General features: G+C 55.4%; 8 protein-coding genes. 4 read left to right on the forward strand and 4 right to left on the reverse strand.

The features are described 5' to 3' along the window. Nucleotides 1–2,204: glucose/quinate/shikimate family membrane-bound PQQ-dependent dehydrogenase (locus ACZAHD_RS19355; RefSeq protein WP_462458219.1), on the forward strand; the 2,204-nt coding region annotated here is incomplete at its 5' end. A gap of 88 nt (nt 2,205–2,292) precedes the next feature. Here ACZAHD_RS19355 and cueO read toward each other — a convergent pair. Further along, nucleotides 2,293–3,924: a multicopper oxidase CueO gene (gene cueO, locus ACZAHD_RS19360; protein ID WP_462458220.1), complete on the reverse strand. Its 1,632-nt coding sequence runs from the start codon at nt 3,922–3,924 to the stop codon at nt 2,293–2,295. Between the two features lie 146 nt (nt 3,925–4,070). Here cueO and ACZAHD_RS19365 point away from each other — a divergent pair, with 146 nt between their 5' ends. The 3 genes from ACZAHD_RS19365 to speD all read left to right on the forward strand — a co-directional run bounded on the left by ACZAHD_RS19365 (nt 4,071) and on the right by speD (nt 6,303). Continuing rightward, a complete protein-coding gene (locus ACZAHD_RS19365; RefSeq protein ID WP_015585138.1) occupies nt 4,071–4,418 on the forward strand; it encodes a YacC family pilotin-like protein in 348 nt (115 codons plus the stop codon). Nucleotides 4,419–4,624: 206 nt separating this feature from the next. Further along, nucleotides 4,625–5,491 carry a polyamine aminopropyltransferase gene (gene speE, locus ACZAHD_RS19370; protein WP_462458221.1) on the forward strand — a complete coding sequence of 289 codons (867 nt, stop codon included), beginning with the start codon at nt 4,625–4,627 and terminating at the stop codon, nt 5,489–5,491. A 17-nt stretch (nt 5,492–5,508) separates the two neighbouring features. Beyond that, entirely contained in the window at nt 5,509–6,303 is a 795-nt protein-coding gene (speD, locus tag ACZAHD_RS19375; protein WP_462458222.1) for an adenosylmethionine decarboxylase, read from the forward strand. 26 nt (nt 6,304–6,329) lie between these two features. Here speD and ACZAHD_RS19380 read toward each other — a convergent pair whose 3' ends face one another. The 3 genes from ACZAHD_RS19380 to ACZAHD_RS19390 all read right to left on the reverse strand — a co-directional run. Then, on the reverse strand, nt 6,330–6,461 hold the full coding sequence (locus ACZAHD_RS19380; protein ID WP_462458223.1) for a hypothetical protein: 132 nt from the start codon (nt 6,459–6,461) through the stop codon (nt 6,330–6,332). An 87-nt stretch (nt 6,462–6,548) separates the two neighbouring features. After that, complete coding sequence (gene yacL / locus ACZAHD_RS19385; RefSeq protein WP_004857933.1) at nt 6,549–6,911, reverse strand: protein YacL; 363 nt, start codon at nt 6,909–6,911, stop codon at nt 6,549–6,551. A 296-nt stretch (nt 6,912–7,207) separates the two neighbouring features. Then, nucleotides 7,208–8,916: bifunctional aconitate hydratase 2/2-methylisocitrate dehydratase (locus tag ACZAHD_RS19390; RefSeq protein WP_462458224.1), on the reverse strand; the 1,709-nt coding region annotated here is incomplete at its 5' end.

Genomic DNA, 8,916 nt, shown 5'->3' on the forward strand with positions numbered 1-8,916 from the left:
CAGCGCTCTGGCTCTATGCCGCGTTGCTTCTCGCCACCATGATCTGGGGCGTCTGGGAAGTCGGTTTTGACTTCTGGGCGCTGACGCCGCGTAGCGATATTCTGGTCTTCTTCGGCATCTGGCTTATTTTGCCTTTTGTCTGGCGTCGTCTGCCGATCCCATCGGGCGGCGCGGTCGCCGGTCTGGTCGTTGCCCTGCTGATCAGCGGCGGTATCCTGACCTGGGCCGGTTTTAATGACCCACAAGAAGTGAACGGTACCCTGAATGCCGATGCCACGCCTGCGGCGCCGATCTCCGCAGTTGCCGATGGCGACTGGCCAGCATACGGTCGTAATCAGGAAGGCCAACGTTATTCGCCGCTGAAGCAAATCAATGCCGATAACGTGAAAAACCTGAAGGAAGCCTGGGTGTTCCGCACCGGCGACCTGAAACAGCCGAACGATCCGGGTGAAATCACTAACGAAGTGACGCCAATTAAAGTGGGGAACATGCTGTACCTTTGTACCGCCCACCAGCGTCTGTTCGCCCTTGATGCGGCTACCGGGAAAGAAAAATGGCACTTTGACCCGCAGCTGAATGCGGATCCTTCCTTCCAGCATGTGACCTGCCGCGGCGTTTCTTATCACGAAGCGAAAGCAGATAAGGCGCCAGCGGACGTCGTCGCCAACTGTCCGCGTCGGATTATCCTGCCGGTCAACGATGGCCGCCTGTTCGCGATTAACGCCGACAACGGGCAGCTGTGCGAATCCTTTGCCAACAAAGGTATTCTCAACCTGCAGACCAACATGCCGGTCACCACGCCGGGGATGTACGAACCAACGTCTCCACCGATCGTGACCGATACCACCATTATCATTGCCGGCGCCGTGACCGATAACTTCTCGACTCGCGAGCCCTCTGGCGTCATTCGCGGCTTTGATGTGAACACCGGTAAATTGCTGTGGGTGTTCGATCCGGGCGCGAAAGATCCGAACGCCATTCCAGATGATGAACATCACTTCACGCTGAACTCCCCGAACTCCTGGGCGCCTGCGGCCTATGACGCGAAGCTCGACCTCGTGTACCTGCCGATGGGCGTGACCACTCCGGATATCTGGGGCGGTAACCGTACGCCGGAACAGGAACGCTACGCCAGCGCTATCGTGGCGCTGAACGCGACGACCGGTAAACTGGTATGGAGCTATCAGACCGTTCACCACGATCTGTGGGATATGGATATGCCGTCTCAGCCTACGCTGGCGGATATCGACGTGAATGGTAAAACCGTTCCGGTCATCTACGCACCGGCCAAAACCGGCAATATCTTCGTCCTCGACCGTCGTAACGGCGAGCTGGTTGTCCCGGCACCGGAAAAACCGGTTCCTCAGGGTGCGGCGAAAGGCGATTATGTCTCTAAAACGCAGCCATTCTCCGACCTGAGCTTCCGTCCGAAGAAAGATTTGACCGGCGCGGATATGTGGGGCGCCACCATGTTCGATCAGCTGGTGTGCCGCGTGATATTCCACCAGTTGCGTTATGAAGGCATCTTCACCCCACCGTCGGAGCAAGGCACGCTGGTCTTCCCGGGTAACCTGGGGATGTTTGAATGGGGCGGGATTTCCGTTGACCCGAACCGCCAGGTGGCCATCGCCAACCCAATGGCGCTGCCGTTTGTGTCGAAACTGATCCCACGCGGGCCGGGCAACCCGATGGAGCCGCCGAAAGACGCGAAAGGTTCCGGTACCGAATCCGGTATCCAGCCGCAGTATGGCGTGCCGTTCGGCGTGACCCTCAACGCCTTCCTGTCGCCGTTTGGTCTGCCGTGCAAACAACCGGCCTGGGGTTACATCTCCGCGCTGGATCTGAAAACCAACGAAGTGATATGGAAAAAACGTATCGGTACGCCGCAGGATAGCCTGCCGTTCCCGATGCCTGTCCAGTTGCCGTTTAACCTCGGTATGCCGATGCTCGGCGGCCCGATCTCCACTGCGGGTAACGTGCTGTTTATTGGCGCCACCGCCGATAACTACCTGCGCGCCTACAACATGAGTAACGGTGAAAAACTGTGGCAGGCCCGTCTACCTGCAGGTGGTCAGGCTACGCCGATGACCTATGAAGTGAATGGCAAACAGTATGTTGTCATCGCTGCAGGCGGCCACGGCTCGTTTGGCACGAAGATGGGCGACTATATCGTCGCGTACGCCCTGCCTGATGAGGCGAAGTAAGCCCTGAGTAAAACGCCGTAACCAAACAGAAGGCCCGGTGAACACCGGGCCTTTTTTTACGCTGGCAGAATGTCTCTTATGGGGAAAACTACACCGTAAAGCCGAGCATCATGCCGGTATCTTCATGTTCCAGCAGATGGCAGTGCGCCATATACGCATGCGCTTTCGACGCCTCGTGATCGAACTTCACCAGCACTTCACTGACGCCCCCTTCAACCCGGACAGTATCTTTCCAACCCGAACGATGCGCGGCAGGCGCAGCGCCGTTCTCCGACAGAATACGGAACTGGGTGCCGTGAATATGGAACGGGTGCAGCATCATGTCGCCTTTACCGGAAATCACCCAGCGCTCATACTGCCCTTTCGCCGCGGCAAACATCGGGAGATTCATATCAAAGGCTTTGCCATTGATCCGGTTAGCATTATGGAAATCGAAACCGTCGGTGCCGTGGTTCATCTGTCCCATTCCCATGCCGCCGTGGTCCATGTTCCCCATATCGCCATGATTCATCTGCCCCTTGTCGCTCATATTGCCCATCATGGCGTGGCCCATATTGCCGTGATCCATCATACTTCCGGGGTTCATACCGGACATTGCCTGGTCACCATATTTTTGCATCAGCGCCTGCATGCCCATCATATCCAGCATCGGATCCATCGACAGCTGGAGCGTGCGCAGAGTCAGCCCTTCCAGCGACGGCAGCGCTGGCATGCTGACCAAAGAATCCAGCAGTTTGCCGGATGCCTGGATCGTCAGCGGCTGGATGCGCAAGACCGGTTGCGGCGTGTCAAACGGCGCGATCGCCATCCCCATCTGACTCACCGGCAAGGTGACCAGATCGAAGGCTTTACCGTCGCGGGTATCCACCAGAACTTCAAAGCGCTCCCCCATTAACACCGGCAGTTCGGTGACCTTCACCGGCTCGGCAAGCAGTCCACCGTCGCTGGCGATAACGTACATCGGCCGGTTATCGCTGGTAGAGAAATTCAGCGAGCGGGCATTACAGCCGTTCAGGAAACGTAAACGCAGCCAGCCGCGTGGCGCGGCGTGTTCAGGGTAGAGTACCCCATTTGTCAGCAGGGTATCGCCAAACCAACCGACCGCCGCACTCATTATGTCGAGCTGATAATCTATCTCGCCGGCGGCGGTAAAGCGCTTATCCTGCACAATCACCGGTACATCATCGATCCCCCACTGCTTCGGCAGCAGCAACTTCTCGCTTTCTTCATCAGAAATCAGCACCAGCCCCGCCAGCCCCATAGCAACCTGACGACCGGTTTTTCCATGCTGATGCGGGTGGAACCAGCAGGTGGCGGCCCGCTGGCTAGGGGTAAAACTCACGCTGCGGGAGGTGCCTGGCGCAATGATCCCCTGCGGGCCACCGTCGACCTCGCCCGGTACCTCCAGCCCATGCCAGTGCACGGTGGTCTCTTCGGCCAGGCGGTTGTGAATATCCACGGTCACCGCCTCCCCGTTTTTGAGCTTCAGCGCCGGCCCCAGCAGATTTCCGTTATAACCCCAGGTCGTCGCCTGATGCGGACCAAACTGCGTTTTTCCGGCCTGGATAGTTAATGTGATGCGATTACGTGCGTCGGCGGTCAGAAGCTCTGGCACCGGCAAAGTCGGGCGGCTGGCGGCGAAAACCGAACGGCTCCAAAGCGGCAGCGCGCTGAATACGCTGGCCGCCGCGGTTAATTTGATAAATTCACGACGTTGCATTTTCACATCCTTTTTATTCTGCTGGTGAACTTTTGAGCTTAAACCTTCCACCAACAGGAAGGTCAAGCAGAAGAGTAAGAATAAAGCTCTACGTAGTGTAAAGAAGTATGCTAACGTTGAGCGTCCGTGATTCAATGGTAGAGAAAATGAAGACGCTTTTCAGAACAATAGTGCTCGGCAGCCTGCTTGCTCTATCCGCCAATAGCTATGCGTTAAGCGAGTCAGAAGCGGAAGATATGGCTGATTTAACAGCGGTATTTGTCTTCCTGAAAAACGACTGCGGTTATCAGAATCTGCCGAATACCCAAATTCGTCGCGCACTGGTTTTTTTTGCTCAACAGAACCAATGGGATCTGAGCAATTACGACAGCTTCAATATGAAGGCGCTCGGTGAAGACAGCTACCGCGATCTCAGCGGCATCAAAATCCCCACGACGAAAAAATGCAAGGCGTTGGCCCGCGATTCGCTGAGCCTGCTCGCTTACGTTAAATAGTCCCCCCACCGGGTCCGAACGCCGTCACGCCGCCTGTATAAGGTGGTCGGGTCTTGCCAGGCCGCAGCCTGGCAATATTCCTGCCATGTAGCCCGGCACCATGCGCACTGCTGAAATATCCACCGTGCATCATCATCTATAGTTGGCTATGATGTTGCGCTCGTTTTTTCGAGTGTACCGGATGTTCACAATGGAGGAACCCGCCCGTGGCTGATAACAATCTGTGGCATGAAACGCTGCACGACCATTTTGGTCAGTATTTTGCGGTTGATAATGTGCTGTATCACGAAAAGACCGCTCACCAGGATTTGATCATTTTTGAGAATACAGCCTTTGGTCGCGTGATGGCGCTGGACGGGGTGGTACAAACCACCGAACGCGATGAATTTATCTATCATGAGATGATGACCCATGTCCCGCTAATGGCCCACGGCCAGGCGAAACATGTGCTGATCATCGGCGGCGGTGACGGCGCAATGCTGCGTGAAGTGTCTCGTCACAGCACTATCGAAACCATCACTATGGTCGAAATCGACGCTGGCGTGGTGTCGTTCTGCCGCCAGTATTTGCCAAATCACAACGCCGGCGCCTATGACGATCCGCGCTTTACGCTGGTGATTGACGATGGCGTCAATTTTGTTAACCAGACCACGCAAACGTTTGATGTGATCATTTCCGATTGCACCGACCCTATCGGTCCCGGAGAGAGCCTGTTCACGTCAGCCTTTTACGAAGGCTGTAAGCGCTGCCTGAACCCCGGCGGCATTTTTGTTGCCCAAAACGGCGTCTGCTTCCTGCAACAGGATGAAGCGAACGACAGCCACCGCAAACTCGGCCACTATTTCAGCGATGTCAGCTTCTATCAGGCCGCGATTCCGACCTACTATGGCGGCATCATGACCTTCGCGTGGGCGACCGATAATGATGCCCTGCGCTATCTGTCCAATGAAATTATCCAGGCGCGTTTTCACAAAGCAAACCTGAAGTGCCGTTACTATAATCCGGCCATTCATAAGGCAGCATTTGCCCTACCGCAATATTTACAGGATGCGCTGTCCGCCAGCGATTTTTAGTAAGGGGGTGAACTAAATTGAAAAAATTGAAGCTGCACGGCTTTAACAACCTGACCAAAAGCCTGAGTTTTTGTATTTACGATATCTGCTATGCCAAAACGGCAGAGGAGCGCGATGGCTACATCGCCTATATCGATGAACTCTATAATGCCAACCGTCTGACCGAGATTTTGTCAGAGACCTGCTCGATCATCGGTGCCAACATCCTGAACATTGCCCGCCAGGATTATGAACCTCAGGGTGCCAGCGTCACGATTCTGGTCAGTGAAGAACCCGTTGACCCGCAGCTTATCGACCAGACCGAACACCCGGGCCCACTTCCGGAAGCCGTCGTCGCCCATCTCGATAAGAGCCATATTTGCGTGCATACCTACCCGGAAAGCCATCCGGAGGGCGGGCTGTGTACTTTCCGTGCCGACATAGAAGTCTCCACCTGTGGGGTGATTTCACCGCTTAATGCGTTGAATTATCTTATCCACCAGTTGGAATCTGACATTGTCACCATTGATTATCGCGTCCGCGGTTTTACCCGTGATATCAATGGGATGAAGCACTTTATTGACCATAAAATCAATTCCATTCAGAACTTTATGTCCGAGGACATCAAAGCGCTGTATGACATGGTGGACGTCAACGTCTATCAGGAAAATATCTTCCACACCAAGATGCTACTGAAAGAGTTCGATCTGCAGCACTACATGTTCCATACCAGACCAGAAGACCTTAGCGCAGAAGAGCGCCAGTCCATCACCAATCTACTGTGGAAAGAGATGCGAGAAATTTACTACGCCAGAAATATCCCTTCCATCTGAACATCTGACGGCGCCTGCGGGCGCTGTTACTCGGGCTGAACCAGGGTGAGGGTAACGTTCTGCTCTTCGAGCGCGCTCTGTACCGCCAGTGAGAGGTTGACGTCGGTCACCATGTTGCTAAAACCGGCAGGCGGCACCACGGTCAATAGCGACCGCATAGCGCACAATCGCAGTGGCAAAATGATTCTTGAGCGGTCAGGAAAAAAGCCGGGAGTTTGGCTCCCGGCGTGAATGCATTAAGGGGGCTACGCTTTACTGACAAACTCGCGGTAGGCGGCCACCACCTGTAAAAAATCCTCAACGCCGCACAGAGAGAGGCTTTCTTCGTCGTAGTAGCTCATGCCCTCTTCTATTTCATCACCTGAAATCTCCAGCTGGTTTGCGCGAATCATCACCTCTTCGCCATCCAGCCATAGCGTGTATTCATGTCCGGCACGCTGCCAGGAACGCTCGCTGCCCTTTACGGTACGCGCGGCCTGTTCCACTTCATCCAGCAGAGCGAGGTTATCTTTCACCTCTTCGTTAAACCAGTGCCCCACCACCTCGTGGCCCATCGACATTCGCACCTTTACCACTCCGGTAATATCGCGCAGAAATTCGTAATCCATAGTGTCTTCCTCTGCAAGGGCAATGCGTCACCGCAACATTGTACCCATAAGGTCATTATCGCAGTACCCGGGCAGAAAAAAAGTGGACCCGATAGAGCAACAGCAAATAAAAGCGCCGCTATCCTTTAACTGGTCGTCTTCCCGTCAACTGGCGGACATTATTCCACCAGCGGTTGCCAGATCCAGACCCGTCAGCCTCAACATCCCTGTCGCCTTTGCAGGATGCCGACGCAATCGAGTTAGCGCTGCAATAAAAAAGCCACTCCGGAGAGTGGCTTTGAGCAGCAGGATTTACTTTATACCGCGGTCTGGAAAATCACACCGTCAGCTTTATCAGTGTACTGTTCCAGCTGATTAAAGTTCAGATAGCGATAGGTATCCGCCGCGGTCTGATCCACCTTCGCGACGAAGGTCTGGTACTCTTCCGGCGTCGGCAGTTTGCCGAGCAGGGAAGCGACCGCAGCCAGTTCCGCAGAGGCCAGATAGACGTTAGCGCCGGTTCCTAAACGGTTCGGGAAGTTACGGGTTGAAGTGGAAACCACCGTCGCACCGTCCGCCACGCGCGCCTGGTTACCCATACACAGGGAGCAGCCAGGAATTTCAATACGCGCACCGCTTTTACCAAACACGCTGTAGTAGCCTTCTTCCGTCAGTTGCGCTGCATCCATACGGGTTGGCGGAGCCACCCACAGACGAGTCGGTAGCTGGCCTTTATGGCTGTCCAGCAGTTTACCCGCCGCACGGAAGTGACCAATGTTAGTCATGCAGGAACCGATGAACACTTCGTCGATCTTCTCACCCTGAACGTCGGACAGCAGACGCGCATCGTCCGGATCGTTCGGCGCACACAGGATAGGCTCTTTGATATCCGCCAGATCGATGTCGATCACCGCCGCATATTCGGCGTCAGCATCAGCTTCCAGCAGTTGCGGATCCGCCAGCCATTTTTCCATGCCCTGAATACGACGCTCCAGCGTACGACGATCGCCGTAGCCTTCTGCGATCATCCATTTCAGCAGAACGATGTTGGAGTTGAGATACTCAACGATCGGTTCCTGATTCAGCTTAATGGTACAGCCCGCAGCAGAACGTTCTGCGGAAGCATCGGTCAGTTCAAACGCCTGCTCAACTTTCAGATCCGGCAGACCTTCGATCTCCAGAATGCGGCCAGAGAAGATGTTTTTCTTCCCTTTCTTCTCAACGGTCAGCAGACCCTGCTTAATCGCGTACAGCGGGATTGCATGGACCAGATCGCGCAGGGTGATCCCCGGCTGCATCTTGCCTTTGAAGCGCACCAGCACCGATTCCGGCATATCCAGCGGCATCACACCGGTCGCGGCGGCAAAGGCCACCAGACCAGAACCCGCCGGGAAGGAGATACCGATCGGGAAACGGGTATGAGAGTCACCACCGGTCCCCACGGTATCCGGCAGCAGCATACGGTTCAGCCACGAGTGGATAACGCCATCGCCTGGACGCAGGGAAACACCGCCACGGTTCATAATGAAGTCTGGCAACGTATGGTGCGTGGTGACGTCAACCGGTTTGGGATAGGCGGCGGTATGGCAGAAGGACTGCATCACCAGGTCGGAAGAGAAGCCGAGGCAGGCCAGGTCTTTCAGCTCGTCACGGGTCATCGGACCGGTGGTGTCCTGAGAGCCTACGGAAGTCATCTTCGGTTCGCAGTAAGCGCCCGGACGAACACCGGCTACGCCACAGGCGCGGCCCACCATTTTTTGCGCCAGTGAGTAGCCGCGGCTGCTTGCGACAACATCTTTTGCATGACGGAAAACATCGCTATGTGGCAGACCCAGCGCTTCACGCGCACGCGTCGTCAGGCCACGACCGATGATCAGCGGAATACGGCCACCGGCGCGCACTTCATCAATCAGCACGTCGGTTTTTAACTCGAAGGTCGCCAGCAGTTCATTGGTTTCGTGATGACGCACTTCACCTTTGAACGGGTAAACATCGATAACGTCGCCCATGTTCAGGTTGCTGACAT

The sequence above is a fragment of the Raoultella sp. genome (assembly GCF_039594335.1).
GTDB lineage: Bacteria > Pseudomonadota > Gammaproteobacteria > Enterobacterales > Enterobacteriaceae > Klebsiella.

Coding starts and splice junctions, on each gene's coding strand:
- cueO (WP_462458220.1), bottom strand. CDS start 3,924: ATGCAACGTCGTGAATTTATCAAATTAACCGCGGCGGCCAGCGTATTC.
- ACZAHD_RS19365 (WP_015585138.1), top strand. CDS start 4,071: ATGAAGACGCTTTTCAGAACAATAGTGCTCGGCAGCCTGCTTGCTCTA.
- ACZAHD_RS19380 (WP_462458223.1), bottom strand. CDS start 6,461: ATGCGGTCGCTATTGACCGTGGTGCCGCCTGCCGGTTTTAGCAACATG.
- yacL (WP_004857933.1), bottom strand. CDS start 6,911: ATGGATTACGAATTTCTGCGCGATATTACCGGAGTGGTAAAGGTGCGA.